The 23,946-nt window shown below is 37.8% G+C and carries 15 protein-coding genes, 2 tRNA genes and 1 riboswitch; of the genes, 10 read left to right on the forward strand and 7 right to left on the reverse strand.

Translation table 11 applies throughout. The features are described 5' to 3' along the window. Positions 1 to 328 precede the first annotated feature (328 nt). Complete coding sequence (locus HXT53_RS02050) at positions 329 to 2,941, forward strand: ATP-binding cassette domain-containing protein (protein WP_020760839.1); 2,613 nt, start codon at positions 329 to 331, stop codon at positions 2,939 to 2,941. 15 nt (positions 2,942 to 2,956) lie between these two features. Here HXT53_RS02050 and HXT53_RS02055 read toward each other — a convergent pair. Then, positions 2,957 to 3,029, reverse strand: a tRNA-Arg gene (locus tag HXT53_RS02055). Positions 3,030 to 3,108: 79 nt separating this feature from the next. Beyond that, positions 3,109 to 4,650 (reverse strand): hydroxyethylthiazole kinase, encoded by a 1,542-nt coding sequence (thiM, locus tag HXT53_RS02060; RefSeq protein WP_174142757.1) that lies wholly within the window; start codon positions 4,648 to 4,650, stop codon positions 3,109 to 3,111. Beyond that, positions 4,638 to 4,730: riboswitch (TPP riboswitch) on the reverse strand. (Overlaps the previous gene by 13 nt.) 560 nt (positions 4,731 to 5,290) lie before the next feature. Here thiM and HXT53_RS02065 point away from each other — a divergent pair. The 8 genes from HXT53_RS02065 to HXT53_RS02100 all read left to right on the forward strand — a co-directional run bounded on the left by HXT53_RS02065 (position 5,291) and on the right by HXT53_RS02100 (position 15,645). After that, positions 5,291 to 5,917, forward strand: a complete 627-nt coding sequence (locus HXT53_RS02065) for a hypothetical protein (protein ID WP_004115566.1) — start codon at positions 5,291 to 5,293, stop codon at positions 5,915 to 5,917. A gap of 121 nt (positions 5,918 to 6,038) precedes the next feature. After that, positions 6,039 to 6,620, forward strand: coding sequence for a tryptophan transporter (locus tag HXT53_RS02070; protein WP_004115564.1), 582 nt, complete (start codon positions 6,039 to 6,041; stop codon positions 6,618 to 6,620). A 108-nt stretch (positions 6,621 to 6,728) separates the two neighbouring features. Continuing rightward, the gene (locus HXT53_RS02075) at positions 6,729 to 8,546 is read left to right on the forward strand and encodes an ABC transporter ATP-binding protein (RefSeq protein WP_116772941.1); all 1,818 of its coding nucleotides are present in this window, start codon (positions 6,729 to 6,731) and stop codon (positions 8,544 to 8,546) included. Between the two features lie 18 nt (positions 8,547 to 8,564). Then, entirely contained in the window at positions 8,565 to 9,338 is a 774-nt protein-coding gene (locus HXT53_RS02080) for an energy-coupling factor transporter transmembrane component T family protein (protein ID WP_004112504.1), read from the forward strand. 57 nt (positions 9,339 to 9,395) lie between these two features. Continuing rightward, positions 9,396 to 10,478, forward strand: a complete 1,083-nt coding sequence (menA, locus tag HXT53_RS02085; RefSeq protein WP_020760836.1) for a 1,4-dihydroxy-2-naphthoate octaprenyltransferase — start codon at positions 9,396 to 9,398, stop codon at positions 10,476 to 10,478. A 227-nt stretch (positions 10,479 to 10,705) separates the two neighbouring features. Beyond that, the gene (locus HXT53_RS02090; protein ID WP_004112506.1) at positions 10,706 to 11,494 is read left to right on the forward strand and encodes an ANTAR domain-containing response regulator; all 789 of its coding nucleotides are present in this window, start codon (positions 10,706 to 10,708) and stop codon (positions 11,492 to 11,494) included. A 122-nt stretch (positions 11,495 to 11,616) separates the two neighbouring features. Continuing rightward, positions 11,617 to 14,718 (forward strand): DNA polymerase I, encoded by a 3,102-nt coding sequence (gene polA, locus HXT53_RS02095; RefSeq protein ID WP_014554689.1) that lies wholly within the window; start codon positions 11,617 to 11,619, stop codon positions 14,716 to 14,718. A 69-nt stretch (positions 14,719 to 14,787) separates the two neighbouring features. Beyond that, positions 14,788 to 15,645, forward strand: coding sequence for a Nif3-like dinuclear metal center hexameric protein (locus HXT53_RS02100; RefSeq protein ID WP_101887864.1), 858 nt, complete (start codon positions 14,788 to 14,790; stop codon positions 15,643 to 15,645). An 82-nt stretch (positions 15,646 to 15,727) separates the two neighbouring features. On the opposite strand, the gene HXT53_RS02105 is transcribed toward HXT53_RS02100, so the two are convergent. The 5 genes from HXT53_RS02105 to HXT53_RS02125 form a co-directional block, all read right to left on the reverse strand. Continuing rightward, a tRNA-Leu gene (locus tag HXT53_RS02105) sits at positions 15,728 to 15,814 on the reverse strand. A gap of 66 nt (positions 15,815 to 15,880) precedes the next feature. Then, a complete protein-coding gene (locus HXT53_RS02110) occupies positions 15,881 to 17,872 on the reverse strand; it encodes an FAD-binding protein (RefSeq protein ID WP_041160649.1) in 1,992 nt (663 codons plus the stop codon). 29 nt (positions 17,873 to 17,901) lie between these two features. Then, entirely contained in the window at positions 17,902 to 19,416 is a 1,515-nt protein-coding gene (dprA, locus tag HXT53_RS02115; protein ID WP_014554687.1) for a DNA-processing protein DprA, read from the reverse strand. Beyond that, on the reverse strand, positions 19,413 to 21,098 hold the full coding sequence (locus HXT53_RS02120) for a YifB family Mg chelatase-like AAA ATPase (RefSeq protein WP_004574938.1): 1,686 nt from the start codon (positions 21,096 to 21,098) through the stop codon (positions 19,413 to 19,415). Before HXT53_RS02120 ends, dprA begins: the two co-directional genes overlap by 4 nt. Continuing rightward, positions 21,098 to 21,559, reverse strand: a complete 462-nt coding sequence (locus HXT53_RS02125) for a YraN family protein (protein ID WP_004112513.1) — start codon at positions 21,557 to 21,559, stop codon at positions 21,098 to 21,100. The genes HXT53_RS02120 and HXT53_RS02125 overlap by 1 nt, the downstream gene beginning before the upstream one ends. A gap of 232 nt (positions 21,560 to 21,791) precedes the next feature. On the opposite strand from HXT53_RS02125, the gene glgX reads away from it, so the two are divergent. Beyond that, positions 21,792 to 23,930: a glycogen debranching protein GlgX gene (gene glgX / locus HXT53_RS02130; protein WP_415682107.1), complete on the forward strand. Its 2,139-nt coding sequence runs from the start codon at positions 21,792 to 21,794 to the stop codon at positions 23,928 to 23,930. The last annotated feature ends 16 nt before the right edge of the window (positions 23,931 to 23,946 follow it).

Genomic DNA, 23,946 nt, shown 5'->3' on the forward strand with positions numbered 1-23,946 from the left:
TCCAGGTAATGCTGGCGCACGGAGATCTGTTTTTCCCGTGCCTTAATGGTGACCTACGATTTAAGCCAACGCATAAGTCGTAGTGAAAGAACAGTAAGGCACATATCTATGTCGAAAGAAAATGTCTTATTGCAATGCAATCAGCGATGTAAATCACTGATATGACGTTTTGTTATTAGGATAAGTCAAAAACGTGTTTGTAATAAAGACATTTTAGGATTTTTAGGTCGTTAAAAAGTCCGTAGCAGATCTAAATGATTCTAAAAGAAAAAATTAAAAAATAGATAGAAAATAATTAAATAAAATCATTGCCATAAAGGATTTTTCTATGCCCGATGCATTTGAAACGCCAGTTTTGAACAAAACTAATACGCAGGATGCCGAAACATTCCTTCCATCGGCTAGCTGCAATGCTCAGCTACGTTTTGATAATTGGGGTTATCGTCATGCTTCTCGCAAACATTTTGCTGTACGCGGGTTGAACCTAACAATTGAAGCAGGGCAAAGAGTTTTGTTGCTTGGTGCATCGGGCATAGGCAAATCCACAATTCTTGAAGGTGCTGCTGGGCTGATTGGTAGTGATATTGTTAAATCTAGCTCAAATAATTCAAAGCCTGATTCGAAGAAGAATGTTTTAGTAGAAGATGAAGATGGCGGTGTAAGCGAAGGCTCAGTATTCGTAGATGATTTACCAGTTCATAAAGCGCGTGGGCGAGTAGGATTAGTGTTACAAGATCCAGAGGCTCAAGCTATTTTTCAACGTTTAGGAGATAACGTCGCCTTCGGTCCTGAAAATATGAATGTTCCTCGTAAAGAAATATGGGATCTTGTTAATAAAAGTCTTGAAGAAGTAGGTTTAGAAGGATTACAGTTACACCGTTCTACCGCCCATTTAAGTGGTGGTCAAATGCAGCGTCTGGCATTGGCTGGAGCATTGGCTATGAAGCCAAGTGTGCTTCTTTTAGATGAGCCTACTGCGAATCTAGATCCAGATGGTGTTAATCAGATTGTAAAAGCTGTTGGTAAAGTTTTAGACGATACCAATGCAACAATGGTTCTTGTAGAACATCATGCGCAGCCTTGGATTGATTTGATTGATAGAGTAGTGGTTCTTGGTCTTGATAATTCTGTGAACAATACTGAAGAGAATAATTATGTTCACGATGATGATATTGCGCGAGACGAGTTTGCGCAAACAGTTATTGTTGCAGATGGAACTCCAGACGAAGTGTTCAGTAGAAGCGATCTTGATTTTGAAAACCTTGGGATTTGGATTCCTGACAAGTATAAAGATCCGCAAGATCGCAGAATTGGTAGGATTTATGTTGAATGTGAACCAGATTGCGATCCAGCAAAAGGTGATGGAAGAGTAGTTCTATCAACAGAAAACCTTGCGATTAGTCATACGAGTACTCCAATAGCAAAAAATATAAATTTGAAATTTAATTCTGGACAAATCACAGCATTAGTTGGAGCAAACGGTGCTGGAAAATCCACTTTATCTCTAACTTTGGCAGGATTAATTCCAGCTTTAGAAGGTCAGGTTGTAGCTAGTGAGGATCTTTGCGAAGGCGCTGGTGGCACCGATCCTATGAAATGGAAGTCTACTGATCTTGCTAAAAGAATTTCATACGTTTTCCAGAATCCAGAACATCAGTTTGCGTGTGGAACTGTTCTTGAAGAAGTTATGCTAGGTCCTATTAGAACTGGAATGAGTGAAGAAGACGCTAAAACTAAAGCAGAGTCTTTATTAGATAGATTCCGCCTATCTAGATATGCTAACGCAAACCCATACACTTTATCTGGAGGTGAAAAGCGTAGACTTACTGTTGCCGCATCTTTGGCTGCAGCTCCAAGAGTTTTAATTTTAGATGAACCGACTTTTGGACAGGATCGTAAAACTTGGTTACAAATTATAAAACTCATTGCAAGCCTTCGCGCAGATGGCGTTAGTGTTATTGTTGTTACTCATGATAGAGAGTTAGTAGATGCGCTTGGAGCGCGTTTAGTGGAACTTAAAACTAATGTGGATTCCACTAATGACGAATCTTATGAGTCTGAAAATGTAGATAATTCACAAGAATCTTTAGCATTATCTTCGTCAACAGATGCAACGAATATATCTCGAATAGAAGTTAGCGATGTGAACCATCGTGATGAGGCAGCTCGCGCATCAAGTTATTCTCCATTCTTGGCATCTTTGAATCCTGTGTATAGGATGCTTGGAGCTTTCCTACTTTCGGTTCCGCTTTTGTTTACTCTCGACTGGCTTTCTGCAACAATAGCTCTGGTTTTGGAGTTTGTGATTCTTTGGGTTGTTAAAATGAACCCTTTGCGAGTTATTAAACTTTCTTGGCCTGTATGGGTTGGTGCTCCTGGATCTGCATTAGCAGTGTGGTTGTATGGTAAATCAGGTGGAGCAACATGGTTTGATTGGGGAATTATTCATGTAAGTGATCATTCCACAACTCTTGCAATTGCAACATTCATCAGAATTTTAGCTATCGGTGTTCCAGCTATTGTTACTGTTATTGGCATTGATGCAACTGATTTAGCTGATGCCTTTAGTCAAGTTATGAAATTGCCAGATAGGTTTGTTTACGGTGGATTAGCTGGTATGCGATTGTTTAGCGTCCTTCAAGATGATTGGGCTGCTCTCAGTGCATCTAGGCGTTCTCGCGGACTTGGCGATGATAGTAAGATTAAGGCTTTTATGCCTCAAGCTTTTGCTCTTTTGGTGCTGTCTATTCGAAGATCTACAACTTTGGCTACGGCTATGGAAGCTCGTGGATTTGGCGGAGAAAACCCAAGATCTCATGCACGTATAAGCCATGTGAATAAACGCGATTATGTGTTTATGATTGGGTGCTTAATTATTCCTGCTATCGCTTTAATCGCTGCTGTATATTACGGTACTTTTGCTCTTCTTGGAGGAAATTAATACTAACATACAATGTGGGCTTAATGGGATTCGAACCCACGACCTTCTGCTCCGGAGGCAGACGCTCTATCCACTGAGCTACAAGCCCGCAACTTGTGAAAGTATACACGTTGCTAGGGATTGAAAGTATACGCTATTAGCCAATCTTTGTGACTTTAATGCATACTTTAGCGAGTTATTACGCTTTTAAGATCGCTTGCTACTTTTTTAGGATCTTCAGCGCACATGAGAGCAGATACAGTGCATACTCCATCAATGCTTAGGTCTTTGATTGGAAAAACGGTGTTTTCGTGTATTCCACCAATCGCTAGAGTTTTTACACCCATGCTGTGTGCTACTTTTGCTACTTCATTTACGCCTTCAACTCCAAGAGGAGGAACATCATGCGCCTTAGTATTTGTGGCAAATGCAGCTCCGATTCCTATAACATCAGGAAGTGGAGTATCGTTCTCTTTGCACTCTTTATATGCTTTTTCCATTAGGTCTACTCTTGCGCAAGAAAGTCCAATCATCCATTCGGCTGGCATGGATTTACGTGCTGTAACGAAAGGCGTATCTTTTTGACCAATATGCAGGTTGAATCCCAGTTTTGCTGCGGTGTCAACGTGATCGTCTATGAAAATCGGTATATCTCCATGTTTTGCTTTTATAAGTGTTTTGCGTAACTTTATGGCTTTTTCTGATATTTCAGTATCGTTGGAGTATTTATCTCGCAATTGAACTACTGTCACTCCGCCATCTATGGATTCTACTGCAACTTGTTCTTCGCTACGGTTTCCCATTCGTGGATCTGTGACTAGGTAAAGCGTCCAATCTGTTGGTTCTATGCTAAATTCAATGTTTGTTAGTTCAAACATGTTGTTTACACTTAATGTTTGCAATGCGTCGATCCACAGTGTTTTGAATGTTCCTGGTGCGGTTGTTTGTCTTGCTGCAAACGTTCCAGCTGCTGCAGCGTGCACGTGTGCAGCCACTGTTGCTGCCACTGGGCGCTCTGGGTTTGCACCCACATATGCCGCCACTAATGATCCAAGAGCGCACCCAGTTCCTACAACTTTTGTCATAGCCTTGTGTCCGCCAGTTATTCGCACTAGGCATCCGTGACCGTATACCGCGTCTTTTTCTCCAGATATTGATATTACAGATCCGTATTCTTTTGCCAGTTTTTTGGCTGCTTCTAGCGCGGAGTTTACTGGATCTTGCGCATCTACGCCTTTCATCTGACTGTTTTGCCCAACTAAAGCTAATATTTCGCTTGCGTTCGCTCGTATTACTGTTGGGTTTCGTTTTACTATTTCTCTTACAAATTTTATTCTAGTGGTTAATTCGTCTACTCCAACTCCAACTGGATCTAGTACCCAAGGAGTTTGTGTTTCTTCGCAAGTTTCTATTGCTTTGCGTATGGCTTTGCCTTTTATCTCTTCGAATGTTCCAACATTTACTAGAACGCCTGACGCTATTTTTGCAATGCCTGCTGCTTCATCTGGGTCGCATACCATTATTGGCGTAGCTCCTGCGGAAAGTAGTACATTTGCTGTTATTTCTTGAACAATATTGTTTGTTATGCAATGAGTTAGTGGCTTCTTTGCTCTCACTCTTTCTATGCATGATCTAACGTCATTTAGAAACATTCGTCTTCTTGCGCGAACGCTAAAACTTGTATCTATATTTGTATCTATATTTGCATTTAATTCGTTTAATTCTTCCATGATTTTCCCTTCGCTAGCACTACCTAGATCAGGTTTAACGGGTGTAATCTCAGCGTTTTTACGCACCCCGAACCGACTTTGACTATATCGTTTGTGTATGACGTTTGGCTATGTAATATTTTATTTCGCGCGTTTTGCGTTGTTTTGCTTGAAATTTCGGGGATGATTGAAGATTATTGTTTTGGATTTTATAAAATTTTTCCATTAATTTTTTATTTTTGTTTGCATTTGTACTTTTATAGTGTTAGCATCAAACACAACACAAACGGATATCGTAAATTTTACGATTTACGATTTTGGATTTGTGATTGACCACATTAAGCGTTTAGCTTTGCAGCTAAGTATTAAGGAGGCGGCTATCATGCGTAACATGAATGCTCAAGCTCGCGGTACTTTTGATGCTGCTCGTATGTGGTGGTGGCAGACTTCTCTTTGGCGTAGTTTACTCTAAAGCTTTAGAAGCTGCTTGTTTAGGCTTGTAAAAGACCTCTAGGGTAAACCTGGAGGTCTTTTTTATATCTCCAGAAAGCCAAATCTATTTGGATTAATTTTACGTCTAAAACAAATCTATAAACATAAAAAACAATTAAAAAATTGTTTAAAACAATCAACATAAAAATCTACATAAAAGGAGAAAATCATGGCTCAGGAAATTAATGAAACTAAGCAGGAAACCTCATTTACTTCTGCTGAATCTAGTGTTAATCAGGCTTCGGATTTACTTAAAGGTGTAAATGTTAAAAAGCATGCTTTAGATATTACGTCTTTGGTGTTGGTGGCTGTTCTTTTTGCAGCAGGATGTATTCTTGACTTTACAGTTGCAAAAGCGCTTTCGATTGGAAATATTCAGCCAGAGTTTGTAATTGCATCGTTCTGCCTTGCGATTTTGTTGGTTCGTCCAAATGTTATTCAGGGTGCGATTATTGGTGCTTTGGCTGCGACTTTAATTCAATTTAACACTTCAATTCCTGGTCTTGAATACGCTTGCGATATTCCAGCAGCAATTATTATGACTTTGATGTTGATGGGTTATTTAAAGGCTTTTCCTAAGGATGCTGCTAGAAAGTTCAGTGTTTTCCCATTAATTTCTTCCTTTATTGCAACTGTTATTTCTGGAATGATTTTTGCAACAATCGCATCTTTCTTTATTCTTCACTCTCCAAACACTGTTCTTGTTATGCTTCCAATCATTTTGGGTACTGCTGTGTTTAATGCTGTTGTTGTTGAAGTTCTTTACACTCCAATTCGACTCGTTCTACACAAGTAAATCAGAATTGAAAAATAATTAAACAAATTAATTTAAATCAATATAAATAAATATCAAAACATATATAAATAACAAAAGTCGATAATTAAAACTTGATTATCGCAACTTAAAGGAGAAGATTATGAATCAGGAAATTAACGAACATGAAGGTAATATGCTTAATGCTGTAAGTATTAAAAAGCACGCTTTAGATATTACGTCTTTGGTGTTGGTGGCTGTTCTTTTTGCAGCAGGATGTATTCTTGACTTTACAGTTGCAAAAGCGCTTTCGATTGGAAATATTAAACCAAACTTCTTAATCGCATCATTCTGCCTTGCGATTTTGCTGGTTCGTCCAAATGTTATTCAGGGTGCGATTATTGGTGCTTTGGCTGCAACTTTAATGCAATTTAACGCATCTATTCCTGGTCTTAATTATGTTTGCGATATTCCAGCAGCAATTGTTATGACTTTGATGATTATGGCTTATGTCCGCGTTTTCCCTAAGGATGCTGCTAGAAAGTTCAGTATTTTCCCACTTATAGCAACTTTTATAACTACAGTTGTTTCTGGTTTAATATTTGCATCTACTGCATCTTTCTTTGTTCTTCATTCTCCTAAGACGATTCTTGTTATGCTTCCAATCATTTTGGGAACTGCTGTGTTTAATGCTGTTGTTGTTGAAGTTCTTTACACTCCAATTCGACTCGTTCTACACAAGTAAGTATTTGAATTTATTTTAGATGATATTCAGTAAGTCATATAATCGTCAGAGAGTAATCAATAAGTAATGTTTATAGTATTGTTGGGTTTTTAAGAGTTAGGAATTGTTGTGTCTTTGCTTGAGCTTAGGGAAGTATCTTTTAAATATTTGAATCATAATAAGGATGATTCTTTAGACTCTGCAAAGGCACAAGATTCCACTTTTGCCTTGAACAATATAAGCCTTAGTATTGAAGCTGGCGAATTTGTTGGAATTATTGGACCATCTGGATCTGGTAAAACAACTCTTGCCTCTATTTTCTCTGGTGCTATTCCTCATCATTATTCTGGAGAACTTTCTGGAATCGTTAAGATTGCAGGTCAAGAAACTAAAAATCTTGCTTTAACTAATATAGCCTGCTTAATTGGATCAGTTATCCAAGATATTGATGCGCAAATGGTGGCTGCAAACGTAGAAGATGAGATTCTTTTTGGTCTAGAAAACTTTGGTGTTGCACACAATGAAATACCGAATCGAATCGATGAAGCTTTACAAATTGTTGGCATTAGTGATTTGCGCAACCGCGATTTAGACACTCTTTCTGGAGGTCAAAAGCAGAAAGTTGCGATTGCTGCTATTCTTGCGCTAAAACCTAAAGTTATGGTGTTAGATGAGCCTACGTGCGCTTTAGACCCTGTTTCTTCTAAAATGATTTTTTCGATTCTTAAAGATTTGAATAAGAATTTTGGAATAACGGTTGTTGTAATTGAGCAGAAAGTGGCGCTTTTAAGCGAGTATTGCAAGCGTTTGGTTGTGCTTTCTAATGGCACTTTATCACTGGATTTGCCTGTTGGACAAGCGCTAAAAAATATGGATTTGCTTTATTCTATTGGAATAAATTATCCGCGCACTACACATTTGGTTAATGATTTACAGCGTGAGAGTGTTTGCTCTAAAAGCGATTTGCCTGTGTCTGTAGAAGATACAGTAAATACTATTCTTAATACGATTAATAGTGGAAATTCTTTAGTTTCACATGATGATTCACATAGTGAATGCGATGAAGATAAATGTGCGGCTGCTTTCGACTTTTCCAATGCATCGCAAAACTTAGCACAAAATTCTTCACCATGTCTTTCTTTGCAAAATGTTAGTTTTTCATATCCGAGTGGTGTTAGTGCTTTAGAAAACGTGTCTTTTGACGCTTATCCTGGGGAGCTTGTAACTCTTGTTGGAAGAAATGGTGCTGGAAAAACAACTGTTACTAAGATAATAAACGGTTTGCTTAAGCCAAATAGTGGAAGTATTTTTATTGATGGCAAAAATACTAGCAACATGAAAATAAGCCAAATTGCCCACTATGTTTCGACTCTTTTCCAGAATCCAGATCGTCAGCTTTGTAAAGATACTATTTTAGAAGAAGTAGCGTTTAGTTGTATTCTTTTAGGTGAGTCTGTTAAAGAAGCTAATGATCATGCTATGCAAGTGATTGAAAAGCTTAATTTAGATCCTAATGCTAGCCCTTTTATGCTTTCTAGAGGTCAGCGTCAGATGGTTGCTTTGGCTGCAACTGTTGTAACTAAACCTAAGATTCTTGTGTTAGATGAGCCTACTTGCGGACTGGATTACATGGAATGCTTGAGAATCATGCAAGTTGTAGAAGACCTTAGAGACCATGGTTGTTGCGTGATAATGGTTTGCCACGATATGGAAGTGGTTCTTGATTTTGCAACGCGTTTAATCGTAGTAAATGATGGACATATTCTTGAAGACGGAAGCATAAGCCATGTGTTTGAGAATAAGAGTATTTGCGATGAAGCTGCTTTATGTGCTCCTCTTTTGTGCGCTGTATCTCAGGGCTTAGTTAAAAATGGTTTTGCTAAGTGTAAAGGATTGTATAAGAGAGATATGTTGGTTAATGCTCTTAAAAAGAGTTGCAATTTGTAAAACAAATGGGTGATTTTTATGCAAACTAAGATTCTTACTTATAATGCTGGTTCAACTTTCTTGCACAAGGCAAATCCTATTGCAAAACTTATATTAGCTATAAGCGTTGTTGTGTCTGCTTTTATAGCTCAACAATTTAGCGTTCTTGTAACTATTGCAGTATTGATTCTTGTTGCTATGGCTATGGCTGGGATTCTTAAAACTCTGTTTCCTCTTGTGCGCGCAATGCTTATTCTCGGCGTTGTAATGTTCTTTTTGCAAACGATTATTGCTCAGGGTGGAAATTATATGTTCTTGTGGTTTACATCAAGAGGAATTTCTGTTGCTGCAAGAGCATCTTTGAGACTATTCTGTTTTGCTTTGCCTCTTGTTAGCGTTCTTAGCATTACAAAATTGAACGATTTAGCTAATGCTGTTGTTCAATATCTACATGTTCCTTACTGTTATGTTTTTACTATTACTACAGCTGTGCGTTTTGTTCCTATTTTTGCGTACGAAATGTCTCAGATTACGGAAGCTCAAATGGCAAGAGGAGTTGAGTTCGATACTAAGAATCCTTTTAAAAAGATTAAGCTGATGATGCCTTTGATTGTGCCTCTTTTGGTTTTGTCTGTTCGTAAAGCCGATAGTTGTGCTTTGGCTGCGGAAGAACGTGGATTCTATTTGCGCACTCGTAAGTCATCTTATAAAAAGTACACTTTTGGATGGCGTGGGCTTGTTCTTATTGTAATATCTGCGATTATGATTGCTTTGCCTATAGTTGTGTCTATATTAGCTCCACAAATTATTTAAAATAGTTTAAACTAATCTAGAATAAGTTAAAAAATTCTAGAATCTAGGCGATTTTTGATGAATAATTTAAAGGTTTGGCTTAAAGGTGCAAGACTTTATACTCTTCCAATCGGAATAGTGCCAGTTATTATGGCGATTTCGATTTTTGCAAGATATTTATTCAGTGGTCAAATACTTGTAAAATCTTATAATATTGAAAATTTTGTTATTCAATCACTATTGTGTATAGGTGTTGCTGCTTTTATGCAGATTTCAGTGAACTATGCGAATGATTATTGTGATGGTTTGCGCGGATTAGATGATCAAAGATCTAATAGAGATTTAGGCGATAAAACATTGTGTGATGTGTCTTGGAGACTTGCAGACGCTGGTATTAAACCAAAATCAGTTTTGTATGCTGTTTGCATATCTGCCTTAGTATCATGTGTTTTTGGGTTAATCATTACTGTTAGAAGTGGAATTTGGATATTTATTCTTCTTGGACTAGTTTGTCTTATGGGAGCGTGGTTTTATGCGGGAGGATCGCATCCTTACGGTTACCGTGGTTGGGGAGAATTTAGTGCGTTTTTGTTCTTTGGACCTGTTGCTTTTCTAGGAACATTGTGTGCTCTTAGTTTTGGAAGTGGTTTTCCTAAAGAATCAATAACAACGGCAAGCGTTCCACAAATTGTGTTTTGTGTGTTATTGTCCATCATTCCAGGCGGGTTCTCTGCTTGTCTTATGATGATTAACAATTTAAGGGATATAGAAAGTGATACAAAACACGCAAAATTTACAGCAATGTCAATTGTTGGGGAGAATATAGGGCGAATTATATTCGTTTCTGTTGTAATTATGTTTACGCTTCTGCAGTGTGTTTATGTTTTTCTTAATATATTTTTTGCTAAGTTTATGACAATAATTTGGAATGTAGCCAGATTGAATAAAAATGCTTTCAGAATAAATTGCTTCTTGTTTAATCAGGGTGTGTTTATTGTTTGCTGCATTTTGTTATTATTGCTTACCTACATGTTTATTAAAAAAGCGTATTCGCTAGCATATGCGGTTATATGTGGGAATTATGCTAATGCTTTTCCAATATGCGTATCTTTAGCAATGCTTGGTGCTTTGACTTTTGTATTGTCAATATTTGCATGCTAGCTTTACCGCATTAAAAAGCGGTTTATAATGTATTTTATACATGCGTACTAGTAAAATCGTATGGCAACGCGCACGGTGTGCTTTTAGTGTTTGTGCAATGAATATGCATGATGCTGGTTCACGCAATGACCGCAAAGCTGGCGTGTATTAGAGTGTGCAAAATGTGTGTTGGTGGAATACATAGCGCTGTTGCCTTGTGTTTTAGGATAAGGAAATGAGGTTGTAAAATGTCTGCTGTAACCAGCGATGAAGAGATGGGGAAGTCGCCAGTTGTGCTTACCGATGATGAGTTGCGAGATGCGGCTGAGTTGTCTACTCCTAAAAAAGACGATGATAACAGTGAAAGCAAAAAAGAAAATGCTGAAAAAACTGTTGTAGTTGCAGAAGACGAGGCAGTGAACCGTATGGATCTTGTAGCAATGTTGGAAGATAATGGCTACAAGGTTGTAGGACAAGCAGCTAATGGAGAAGAAGCGGTTAATCTTACTCGTCAATTCCATCCAGATGTTGTTTGCATGGACGTTAAGATGCCAGTAGTAGATGGTATTCAAGCGGCTGCCACTATTTGTGACGAGAATATTGCTCCAGTTGTTATGCTCACTGCTTTTTCTCAATCTGATTTAGTTAAGAGAGCTACTGGCGCTGGTGCTATGGCTTATGTTACAAAGCCGTATGAGGAGTCAAAACTTTTACCTGCTCTAGAAGTAGCTATGGGTAGGTTTAGTGAAATTAACGATTTATTAGATAGTGTTGAGCGTACTGAAAATAAGCTACAGGATGCGCAAGATCAGCTTCGTAAAGCAGAAGAGAAGCTTAGGAAGGCTGAAGATACTCTTGAAGAGCGTAAGCTTGTAGACAGGGCAAAAGGTTTGCTTATGGACAAGGCTGGATTCTCGGAACAGGGTGCTTTCCGCTGGATTCAAAAAACTTCTATGGATCAGCGTATTCCAAAGAAGCGTCTTGCTTTGGCTATTATTGCTAAGTATGGTGAAGAAAAACCATCTGCAGAAGCGTAAACAGTATTTCAAAGCATTATTTAAAAACAATATTTTGTAGTTGTTACAATTAATGGTTGTGACAGCTATGGTAAATAATTTCATAAAAGATTTATTTTACGAGAACGCAGGTGGGTAGTTAAGTGAATGCCAGCATCGTTGCAAACGAGGATTCTTTGAATAATGAGGATGAAAATGGAACGTTGTTGGTGGTAGATGGCCACTCACTTGCGTTTCGTGCTTTTTACGCAATATCTGCGGATAATTTTTCAACAAAATCTGGTTTTGCAACCAATGCAATATGGGGTTTTTCAACAATGCTTTCTCAGGTTATTGAAAAAGAAAAACCAGATAAGCTTGCTGTTGCTTTTGATGTTAAAGGCGGAACTTTTAGGAATAAACTTTTGCCGCAATATAAAGGAACTCGAGAAGCTGCACCAGAAGAGCTTCTAGCTCAACTTCCTGTTATACAAGAATTGCTCAATGCATTAGGTGTTAAATATATTACAAAACAGGGTTATGAAGGCGACGATATTATTGCAACCTTAGCTACAATGGGCGCTAAAGCTAAATATAAGACTCTTGTTCTTTCTGGAGATCGTGATGCGTTCCAACTTATTGATGAATATATAAATGTTTTGTATCCAGGCAGGCATTTTAAAGATTTAAAACAAATGGATACTGATGCGATTATTGAAAAATATAATGTTACGCCTAAGCAATATTCAGATTTAGCAGCGCTTAGAGGAGAAACTTCCGATAATATTCCAGGTGTTCCTGGCGTAGGCGATGGTTATGCAGCAAAGTGGATTAATCAATTCGGTGGATTAGAAGGCATTATAGAACACGCGGATCAGGTGACTGGCAAAAAAGGTGAGTCTTTGCGAGAAAGCATAGATCAGATTCGTCTGAATAAGAAAGTAAATACTCTTGTTAAAGATTTAGATCTTGGTGTTAGTATTAATGATCTTGAATTTGGAAATGTTGATGCCGCGTCAGTTGGCGAATTGTTTGAAAGACTCGAATTTGGTACTCGCAGTAGAAGGAAGATTTTAAAAGAATTTACGCGTGGAAGCAAAGAGCTTTTAGAAGAGAACATTAAGATGATGATTTCTGCTGGAAGCACTCATGCTGGCAGTGATGTTAGTTCTACAGAGTCTGATAATTCAGATGATTTAGAGGATTTCAAAACTATAGTAGATAAAATAAATATTCATAAAATTTATTCAGAATCTGATTTAGATAATTGGATTAATCTCGTGTCACCATGTATTGAGAAAAGTGAGTCAAATGGATCGTCAGAATTAGTTAAAGAGAATACGGAATATAAATCTAAAGCAACCGTAGATTTGTTTAAATTACTTGAGTCTCAAGAAAAACCTTCTTTAAATCTTATAAGAAATGATTTAGAGTGTGCAAAAACTATTAAAGATCACAAAGAACTAGTTATATATGCATTGCAAAAACCAAATAATAGCAGTCAGTTTGGTATTTATGCAGATGTGCTAGTAATGCTATCGCAAAATAATGCTGCAATTGTATATTCTGATGTTCTTAATGGGGATTCTAGCGAAGATTGTAATAAAATCTGCCACAAGCTAAAAGATTTCATAAAAATGTATGAATCTTCAATTGTTTTGCATGACTACAAAAAACATATAGCTCTTCTTAAATCGCTGAAAATTGTAGATAATAATTACTCTTTTAATCCATTACTTGACACTCGTTTAGCATCTTATTTGATAGAACCAGATTTTCGCAATGAAAATATTGAAGATATGGCGGAACATGTTCTAAATATTCATGTAGAAAATGAAAAATCTAATGAAGAGCCTGCACAAGGAGAGCTTGATTTTGTTTTAGAAGATAGTGATAATCCTGAAGAGTTAAATCAAGAAGAGGATAAGCGTAAAAATCAAGAAAAGCGTATTTTGGAAACTGCTATAACAATAAGATTGTTGGCAAAGCAATATGCTATAAAACTAGATGAACGTAAACAAACAGGATTAATGGTCGATGTCGAAATGCCTGTTTCTAGGGTCTTAAGAGGCATGGAAGATGCAGGTGCTGCCGTAGATATGAACAGGCTCGTATCTATGAGAGATAATTTTGCGGCAGAAGCTCAATTTGCACAAAAAATGGCTTTGGACGTAGCAAACAAGCCGATAAATTTGCAAAGTCCTAAGCAGCTTCAACAATTGCTATTTGAGGATATGGGTTTAAAGCCTACAAGAAGAACGAAAAGTGGATCTTATACTACTAATGCAGAAGCATTGCAAGAATTATATGCAAAAATTGATCCGGATGAAAAAGCTAGTCAATTCTTAGGGGCTTTGCTAAAACATCGTGAGACAAACAAGTTAAAGCAGATTGTACAGAGTCTTATTGATTCTGCAAGATATGAAGATGGCAGGATTCATACCACTTTTGAACAAACTATTGCAGCTACTGGGCGTTTAAGTTCTTCGGACCCAAATTTGCAAAATATACCTAATAGGAATGTGGTCGGTAGGGAAATTAGAGCTGCTTTTATTCCAGGAAATCAATACGATCAGCTTATGAGTTGTGATTATTCTCAAGTAGAGCTTAGAATTATGGCTCATGCTTCTGCAGATGAAACACTTATTAAAGCTTTTAAGTCTGGTGTTGATTTTCATAAGTTTGTAGCAAGCTTGGTTTATAAGATTCCAGTTGAACAAGTTAGCCCAGATCAGAGATCGCATGTTAAAGCAATGAGCTACGGATTGGCATATGGGCTTAGTACTTATGGTTTAGCAAAACAGCTTTCTATTAGTCCTGCTGCTGCAGAAGTTCTTAAAGAAAAGTATTTTGATACCTTTGGTGGCGTGCATGACTATTTGGAGTCTTTAGTAGATAAAGCTAGAAAGCTTGGATATACTCAAACGATGTTTGGTCGTAGAAGGTATTTTCCTAAGCTAAATTCCACGAATAGAGCATCTCGTGAATCTGCAGAGCGAGCAGCTTTAAATGCTCCTATTCAAGGAAGTGCTGCAGATATTATGAAGCTTGCAATGATTCAAGTAGATAAGGATTTGCGAGAAGCTAAAGTAAAAAGTCGTGTGATTTTGCAAATTCACGATGAACTTGTTCTCGAAATAGCACATGGCGAAGCAGATATCGTAGAAAATATTGTTAAAAACGCTATGGAACATACTGTTGAGCTAGACGTTCCGCTTAACGTGTCTACTGGATTGGGAGCTGACTGGCAGCTTGCTGCTCACTGATTTTATTTGTGAGAATTATTGTAAAGTCCGCTGTAGGTTTATTGTAGGTTTATTATAAAGGTGTAGAATATGACAACTTTAGTTGATGTTGTTAATGTTTTAGAAGACTTGTATCCTCTAAATCTTGCTGAATCTTGGGATAATCCTGGACTAATTGTTGGAAATCCTACGGATAAGGTGAATAAGATAGTTTGTTTATCTGATCCAACTTTAGAAGCTGTTGAAGAATCATGCAAAATGGGTGCTAATTTGATTGTTTCTCATCATCCTTTATTCTTTAGGTCAGTTCATGAAGTTTCTGGTTTTTCTGTTCGCGGAAAAATAGTTCAGACACTTATTGAAAATCATTGTGGCTTGTGGGTCGGTCACACTAATGCGGACGCGGCTTTTAGGGGAGTGGCGGATGCTGCAGCTAATGCTTTTGGTCTTAAAGATTTGCATCCTCTTGTTCCAGCAAGTAATAATGACCTTTCTCTTGGTCTTGGCAGAGTTGGAGTGCTTGAACAAAAAATCACGCTTAAAGAGTTTGCTATGCGCGTTTTTAACGCTTTGCCTACTACTAATCTAGGCATTCAAGTGTGTGGAGATATTAATGCAATGGTTAGTAAAATAGCTGTTCTTCCAGGTTCAGGTGATTCTTTATTTGATGAAGTTCGCGCTTGCGGAGCAGATGTGTATGTAACAAGTGATTTAAGGCATCATCCTGCAACGGACGCGTACGAGCAGGCTGTGTATGAAGCAAAATTAGAAAATTCTAATATTATTAAGCCCATGCTTATAAACACTCCTCATAGTGCCATTGAGTCGTTGTGGTTTAAGTATGCTGTGCAAGATGTTCATGATTCTATATACAAGAATTTTGGTGAATCGTTGGATGTTTCTTGGATTGGTAGAGCTTTTGACCCTTGGAATTATGTGATTAATTAGAGTGATTGATCAGCGCGATTAGCGGATATGAATATGAAAAAACAGAAAAGTCTTGCTGATTTCTCAGCAAGACTTCATTCCGTGTCCGGAGCGGGACTTGAACCCGCACGCCTGTACAAATAGGCACTAGCACCTCAAGCTAGCGCGTCTACCATTCCGCCACCCGGACGGGTGTTTTAGACAACAGATAGAACTATAACATCTTTTTTAACTCTTTGCTTCGGCGTGTTGAAAATTAATCTATTTTTGTCATAATTTTGTTAATTTCATCCTTATTTTGATGATTAATAGGCTTGTTTGGGTCAAAATCGACAATTATTACTGGAATATTTTGCACTTCGCCGCTTGAATCCACTATAGAATGTTGTGGATTTTGATTGTTATTACGTTTTGGATAGTCCAATCTTGTGAATGCTCCACGAGATTCATGTCTTGCAAGTGATGCTTGCAGAACCGATTTTGCAAGCGTAATCATGTTTTGTAATTCCCAAATAGCAATTAGCTCTTGATTAAAAACAAGATTTTGTGAATGTAAAACAAGAATTTTAGCTTGCGGAATAATAATCGTATCGATTTTTTGCAAAGCATCTTTAAGGGTATTTTCGCTGCATCTAACCGCTGCAGCATTTTCCATAATATTTTCTAGTTTTTCTAGTAGATTATATGGGTTTGTTGTGTTGCTAGATGTGCTTGTATTTTGAATAAGACCGATTATCTCTTGTACACGATTTTCTGATAATTTGTCTAGATTTTCAAAAGTATTAGGAGTGCTATCGTACACATTTTTTGATGTATCTACTATATGCTCTTCGTGTTTTTCCTGACTTTTTTCCTGACTTTGTTCTTTTAATTCTTTTGCAATAGACTTACCAGATAGTTTTCCGAACAGGCATGCATCAAGAAGAGAGTTTCCGCCAAGGCGATTGGCTCCATGTACTCCCGAGCATGCGCATTCTCCTGCGGCATATAATCCTATTATTCTCTGTTTTTTATTATTAACCAGTTTATAAACTTGCCCGTTAAGCGATATGGGTATTCCCCCCATCGTGTAATGCGCTGTAGGTCTAATAGGTATAAGATCTTTTGATGGATCAAGATGAGCGTATTTTTCAATAGTTTCTACAACCTGTGGAAGAGCACTCAGCATATGTTGCTTTTCTATACGAGTCATATCTAGCCATACGCAATCTTTTCTATCAATGCTGCTAGTAGTATCTTCAACGCCTCTTAAAGCATCTATTTCTGATACAATCGACCTGCTTACTACATCTCTTGGAGCTAAATCCGCATGCGTGTCGTCGTAGTTTTTCATAAATGCTTCATTCTTGCAATTCCTAAGAACTCCGCCTTCTCCTCGAGCTGCTTCCGAAAGCAATATTCCAGTATGAGCTAGACCAGTCGGATGGAATTGTATGAACTCTATGTCTTCTAGTTGCAATCCTGCGTTTAGTGCTAAAGACATTCCGTCCCCAGTTAAATCCCAGGAATTAGATGTTGTTGAAAATAGTCTTCCAGCTCCACCAGTTGCTATAAGAACATTTCTTGCACATATTTTTTCTACTTTTCCACTTTTTTCGTTTAGCGCGATTATGCCCTCTACGCTATTAGATTTGTGGTTTATAGCAAGGTCTGTTACATAAATATCTTCTTCGATTTTAATATTTTCCTCTATGCATTTTTGCCATAGGCTGTATAGAATTTGGTGTCCAATTCTGTCTGCAGCGTACGCAGCTCGTCTAATTGGCTGCTGACCGAAGTCGGCAGTATGCCCACCAAAAAATCTTTGATTAATATGACCATCTTCTGTTCTAGAAAAGGCAACTCCAAAGTGTTCTAGTTCAATAACTGTATCTCTAGCTTCTTTTGCTAGCATTTTTGCTGCGTCTTGATCGCTTAACCAGTCTCCACCGTGAACGGTGTCGTAATAGTGCCATTGCCAGAAATCTTTTTCTATGTTTCCTAATGATGCTGCGATTCCACCTTCGGCAGAACCTGTATGAGACCTTAACGCTTGAAGCTTGCAAATCACTAATATTTTAGGCTGTTTTCCTTGAGATTTTAGCGTTTTATATTCTTCAGATTTCACTAATCCCAGTGCTGCAGAAAGTCCTGCTGCTCCTGCGCCGATAATCACAACATCGTATGATGATTGCTCTACTTGTATTTGCACAGTTTTTTCTTTAACTGTAGTAGTATTTTCTTTTTGCTGACTCAAGTTTGACTGCATAACATTTATTTTCTCATATTTTCTGCTTTTTATTTAAGATTTTTCCTATTTAAACTAAAAACACCATTTTGGTTTTTGACTATTCCATTTAATTCAAGAATTGCTATTTCTCCAGAAATCTTAGATATTGAAAAATCATTATTTGAGTTTGTATGAAGCATGATTGCGTGTATATTGTCAATGTTTGCGCATATTTTTTTGCTCTTACACTCTTGAATTGCTTTCAATACAATTTTTTGAAAATCATTACACGTATCTGGAATAATATTGTTATTGCTTAAAGAGTGTGGCAAATAATGGTGGGAATTAGGATAGATACTATCTATATCATTTTGTGAACATATCATCATAGCTTTTCCATCGTGAATAAGCATATTGCATCCAGCATTACTCGGTGATGTTACATCTCCTGGAACAGAATAAATCTCGCGATTTAAGCTATTCGCCCAGTTTGCTGTGTTTAAAGCTCCAGATCGTAATCGTGCTTGAGATACTATTACCTTGCTAGCAATAGCCGCAATAAGGCGATTTCTGAGTAAGAATCTACGTGCAACAGGAGTAGTGTCTGGACATAGTTCACTAATACATGCTCCGCCGCTAGAAAGAATCGCATCAAAAAGTTGAGCATTGCTTGAAGGTCCCATTTTGTTCAAACCTCCAGCAAAAACAACAATTGTTTTGCCAACAGGATTAACATTTGCTACATGAGAGTCTAAAGCATCCAAGGTTCCCCAATGAGCTGCAGCGTCAATACCATAAGCTCCGCCAGAAATAACTGTGTGCCCCTTTTTAGCGCACGATTTAGCGAATGTAAAGCTAAGCTCGTATCCGTAGTCATTGCAACCTCTAGAGCCAACAATCGCAAGTGGCTGATTACATTGAATAAGCGCGTTGGGATCTCCAATTCCCCACAAACACAATGGGGGAGCTACTTGGCATTGGGTTGCTAAATCTTGTAGCTGTTTTGGCCAATATTTACTGTTTGGTGAAATAATCCATTGCGTTCCGTTAGAACTAAACCATCTTTTAAGTTGATTTGAATCCCAAGAAGGCAATTGTTTTAGTCTTAAACACCATTTTTTAATGGATCTGTGTAATATATCAAAATTGTTAATAGCAATTTTATTGTCAGCATTATTGCTTCCCCATATTTTAAGACCTTTCAGAAAATATTCTTCTAAAACAGAAACTTTTGAGTGATTTTTTATAATGTTAAGAATTTTTCCATTATTTTCTAAATCATCTAAATTCGATTTAGTCTGGTTTTCTAAAGATCCGTCTATGTAAAAATCATCTTGACAGCAGCCATTTTGCAGATTTAATTCTAGCTGCTTGTTTTTTGTTTTACCAATAGATTCACTTATAGATTCGCAAATAAGGTGAAGTGCTTCCACAATACTGCCAGTGTTTACTGACCCTATTACAAGTGTGTACATTATTGCATCTGCGCCATCAATACAAAATGTGAGTATTGCGCGCGATAAAGTATCGTTATCTATTCTGTAAGTATTGTTGTTGCCATTTATGCTACTAATATTGTTCATATTCTGGTCCTTAAACTAATTGCCTGAGCCATGTCAGTTAAATCTGGAGAAGTGTGCCCATAAAGATCAGCTAAAGTCCATGCAAGCCTTAAAGCTCGATCTGCTCCGCGTAAACTCAACTTGTGGTTTTCAAGTGATTTATTAATCAACTCAATAGCGTATTTAGATGTGTATTTTCTAAGCCATGTTCCAGACGCTTGAGCGTTACAACTCCATCCGAGTTTTCTAAAACGATTTTGAGCAACCAGCCTTGCGTTTTTTACGTTTTCTCGCATCATTGCACTAGTTAGAATTTTTTCTGACATTTGACTAGATCCATGTTCTGATTGCGCTTTTGAAGTAATAATTTTTTCTACAGGTGGAACATCCATTTGAATATCAATCCTGTCTAGAATTGGTCCAGAAAGTCTAGAAAAATAACGTATTCGTTCCTTCTCTTTGCATGTGCATCGTTCGCCATTGCCATAGGCGTATCCGCATGGGCATGGATTTGCTGCGATAACAAGTTGGAATTTAGCAGGATATAATGTTGTTCCTTTAGATCTTGAAACAGCTATATGACCAGATTCCAATGGTTCTCTAAGAGTTTGCAAAACTCTTGGTGAGAATTCTGGAGCTTCATCCATAAACAAAACTCCACAATGTGCACGAGTTATTATTCCAGGCTTGGCTAGACCTGCGCCTCCTCCTATAAGAGATGCTGCAGAAGATGTATGATGAGGTGCCTCAAAAGGCGGAACATCTGTTATTCCATAGTATGGTAGTGTTCCGCAAAGTGACCTAATAGATGCCACTTCAAGCTGTTCTTGTTCGTTTAGTGGGCACATGATGCTTGGCATTCTAGATGCCAGCATAGTTTTACCAGATCCTGGAGGTCCAATCATCATAACGTGGTGTCCGCCAGCTGCAGCTACTTGCAATGCCCACTTTGTGTGTTCTTGCCCTAATACTTCCGACATATCACCGATTTCTCCTAGCGGATTGGCGCTTTTTATTGGATCAACATTATCCGTATTATTCATGTTTGAAGTCGTATTATCGTTAAGCGCTGATTTGGAATAGAGTCTTGTATTATCGATTTCTTTAATATGAAGATGATCATAAGGGTTAATTGCTTTTAATGCTCGTTCTCTGTTCTTTTCGGCAATCGGTCTAGCCTTGTTTTCTAATTTCCCGTTTAGTTCGTCTACCAAATCTAAAATGTGTTTAATCCCAATTACTTCAATTCCATTTATCAGCTTGGCTTCTGAAAGATTTTCGTAGGGAATAATCATTTTTGTAATATTTTTTTGCTTGGCATATAAACAAATTGGTAGCATGCCTTGAATTGGTAGAACTGACCCATCTAAGTTAAGTTCTCCTAAAATAATCGTATTTTCTAGCTCGTTAAGTGGAATAATTCCTCTAGCACTAAGTATGCTTGCTGCAATTGCAAGATCGTAAGATGCTCCACTTTTTGGCATAGACGCAGGTGAAAGATTCACTGTTAACCTTGTTTCTGGCCATTCGCAGCGTAAAGATGTATATGCTGATTTAACTCGTTCTCTCGCCTCGCTTAAAGAGGTGTCAGGAAGACCAATAATAGAGAATCCTGGCAATCCACTAGATATGAATGCCTGCAATTGTATTGTAAAGGCTTTCAAGCCCAGTAATCCTACAGATAATGCGTTTCCAATAACCATTAGAATGCTCCTAAAATGTGACGTAGTTGAATATTTTTATCTTTTGAAATTAGTATTGATACAACGTCGAATCGTATTTTTCTGTGTTTAAAAAAGTTGTGCTCGTCTAACCACTTAAATCCAGCTTTATGTGTTTTTAAGCATTTTTCGTTTGTTACTGCTTCTAGTGGAGTTCCAAATCTTACGCTTCGTCTCGTTTTTACTTCTATGAATACAATTCTTCCAAACGGATCCATCATCACAACATCAAGCTCTCCAAAACGACTATGCCAATTTCTGTCTAATAGAATCCAATTTTTAAGAATTAGTTTTAGAGATGCGTATTCTTCTCCAAGATTTCCTATTGTTTTATTAGGGATTGAAAAATCGCATAGTTCTACTTCAATTTCTGCTATGCGATTTAAAATTTCTTCTTTTAATCCCACGCCATCCGTGCAATATTCGTTTTGCTTATATGTCATATTGCTATTTCATCAACACTAAAAACGAATTACCAGATTTTTCAATCAATGTGGTTAAAGGATGTTTTTGGCGTGTTGCGTTGGTTTTAAAGGGAAATTAGCACATAAATATAATTCATATTTTTTTTTTATTATGCGTTAATTGTGATTATTTTTAAATCTTTTTCATCTTTTATAAAGAATCGCCTACAGTATTAATGAAAACTATATAAATATATGCAATACTTGAATTATGCAAATTAGACCAGGTTCTATGTATCCGCTTGGAGCTACCTACGACGGTGCAGGCGTGAACTTCGCATTGTTCTCTGAGGTGGCAAAGCATGTTGAGCTATGCTTGTTCGATGAGCAAGACAATGAGACTCGCATCGATATGACCGAGCAGAATTCTTACGTTTGGCATACTTACATATCTGGAATACAGCCAGGGCAGAGATACGGTTATCGTGTGCATGGACCGTATGATCCAAATCATGGATTATGGTGTAATCCAAACAAACTTCTTTTGGACCCTTATGCAAAGGCAATAGAAGGCAATATTGACGGTGACGAAAGCCTATTTTCGTATTGGTTTGCTAATCCAGATGATTTAGCCGCAATGAACACTTTGGATTCTGCAGATCACACTATGAAAGCAGCTGTTATTAACCCATATTTTGATTGGGGTAACGACCAGCATCCAATGATTCCGTACCACGATAGCGTGATTTACGAGGCTCATGTTAGAGGAATGACGAATTTAAATCGTAATGTTCCTCCAGAAATTCGTGGAACATACGCAGGTTTAGCTCATCCAAGTGTAATATCTTACTTAAAAAAGCTTGGTATTACTGCTATTGAGCTTATGCCTATCCACCAGTTTGTAAATGATTCTTTCTTGCAAAATAAGGGATTAAGCAATTATTGGGGGTATAACACCATTGGATTCTTTGCTCCTCAGAATTCGTACTCGAGTTCTGGACAACGCGGCGAGCAAGTTAACGAATTCAAGGCAATGGTTAAGGCGTACCATGCTGCAGGAATGGAAGTTATTCTAGACGTTGTTTACAACCATACCGCTGAAGGAAACGATAGAGGTCCAACCTTAAGCTTCCGCGGAATCGACAATCGCGCATACTATCGTCTTGTAGATAACGATCAGAGACATTACTTCGATACTACTGGTACTGGAAATTCGCTTCTTATGCGTTCTCCTAAAGCATTGCGACTAATCACAGACAGCTTGCGCTATTGGGTAACTGAAATGCACGTAGACGGATTCCGATTTGACTTGGCAGCAACGCTTGCTCGTCAATTCCAAGAAGTAGATAAGCTTTCTGCATTCTTTGACATTATTGAGCAGGATCCTATTATTTCTAGCGTAAAACTTATTGCAGAGCCTTGGGATATTGGCGTAGGAGGATATCAAGTTGGAGGATTCCCTCCAAGCTGGTCCGAGTGGAATGGTCGCTACCGCGATTGCGTACGCGATTTTTGGCGCTCGCAGCCTTCAACTTTGCCTGAATTTGCAAGCCGACTTATGGGAAGCTCGGATTTGTATGAGCAAAATGGACGTAAGCCTGTAGCTTCTGTGAACTTTATTACCGCTCACGATGGTTTTACTATGAACGATTTGGTGAGCTATAACGAAAAGCATAATGAAGCGAATAAAGAAGGCAATAACGACGGTGCTAACGATAATCGTTCGTGGAATTGTGGAGTAGAAGGTCCTACTAATATTCACGATGTTAACGAACTTCGTCAACGTCAAATGCGAAACCTGTTCTCAACTTTGTTGATGAGCCAGGGCATTCCTATGATTTGCGCTGGTGACGAGATTATGCGTACTCAAAATGGAAACAACAACGCATATTGCCAAGATAATACTATTTCTTGGATTAATTGGGATTTTAATTCCACACAAAAAGATATGTTTGATTTTGTTTCTAAGCTTATTCATTTAAGACTAGATCATCCTGTTCTTCACAGGCGTAGATTCTTTACTGGTCGAGAACCAGGGGATGATGTTTCAGAGATTCCACAAGTAGAATGGTTTGATCATACTGGTTCTGTTATGGATATGGAGGCATGGAGTAATACTCATGCTCTTTCGGTAATGATTTATTTGAATGGTTCAGATATTCCAGAAACCGATTGGTATGGAAGCAGAATGGTAGATAATGACTTCCTTCTTATTTTCAATGCGCATTATGAGCCTATAACATTTACTTTGCCAGATAAGAATTATGGTGAAAAGTGGACTCTTGTTGTGGACACTCATAATCCAAAAGGACCGCAATTGCATTATGAATCAGGATTCAATATTGTTGCTCAATCGCGAAGTTTCCTTCTGCTTATGAGTGAAAATCAAGAAGAAAATAATCTAGCATAAAAATATTCATATATAA

The sequence above is a fragment of the Gardnerella sp. KA00390 genome, from assembly GCF_049244075.1.
GTDB lineage: Bacteria > Actinomycetota > Actinomycetes > Actinomycetales > Bifidobacteriaceae > Bifidobacterium > Bifidobacterium vaginale.

What these genes read in the sequence shown, in the direction of transcription:
- HXT53_RS02065 (WP_004115566.1), top strand. Translation starts at nt 5,291, where the DNA reads ATGGCTCAGGAAATTAATGAAACTAAGCAGGAAACCTCATTTACTTCT.
- HXT53_RS02070 (WP_004115564.1), top strand. Translation starts at nt 6,039, where the DNA reads ATGAATCAGGAAATTAACGAACATGAAGGTAATATGCTTAATGCTGTA.
- glgX (WP_415682107.1), top strand. Translation starts at nt 21,792, where the DNA reads ATGCAAATTAGACCAGGTTCTATGTATCCGCTTGGAGCTACCTACGAC.
- HXT53_RS02090 (WP_004112506.1), top strand. Translation starts at nt 10,706, where the DNA reads ATGTCTGCTGTAACCAGCGATGAAGAGATGGGGAAGTCGCCAGTTGTG.
- dprA (WP_014554687.1), bottom strand. Translation starts at nt 19,416, where the DNA reads ATGAACAATATTAGTAGCATAAATGGCAACAACAATACTTACAGAATA.
- HXT53_RS02120 (WP_004574938.1), bottom strand. Translation starts at nt 21,098, where the DNA reads ATGGTTATTGGAAACGCATTATCTGTAGGATTACTGGGCTTGAAAGCC.
- HXT53_RS02080 (WP_004112504.1), top strand. Translation starts at nt 8,565, where the DNA reads ATGCAAACTAAGATTCTTACTTATAATGCTGGTTCAACTTTCTTGCAC.
- menA (WP_020760836.1), top strand. Translation starts at nt 9,396, where the DNA reads ATGAATAATTTAAAGGTTTGGCTTAAAGGTGCAAGACTTTATACTCTT.
- HXT53_RS02125 (WP_004112513.1), bottom strand. Translation starts at nt 21,559, where the DNA reads ATGACATATAAGCAAAACGAATATTGCACGGATGGCGTGGGATTAAAA.
- HXT53_RS02100 (WP_101887864.1), top strand. Translation starts at nt 14,788, where the DNA reads ATGACAACTTTAGTTGATGTTGTTAATGTTTTAGAAGACTTGTATCCT.
- HXT53_RS02050 (WP_020760839.1), top strand. Translation starts at nt 329, where the DNA reads ATGCCCGATGCATTTGAAACGCCAGTTTTGAACAAAACTAATACGCAG.
- thiM (WP_174142757.1), bottom strand. Translation starts at nt 4,650, where the DNA reads ATGGAAGAATTAAACGAATTAAATGCAAATATAGATACAAATATAGAT.
- HXT53_RS02110 (WP_041160649.1), bottom strand. Translation starts at nt 17,872, where the DNA reads ATGCAGTCAAACTTGAGTCAGCAAAAAGAAAATACTACTACAGTTAAA.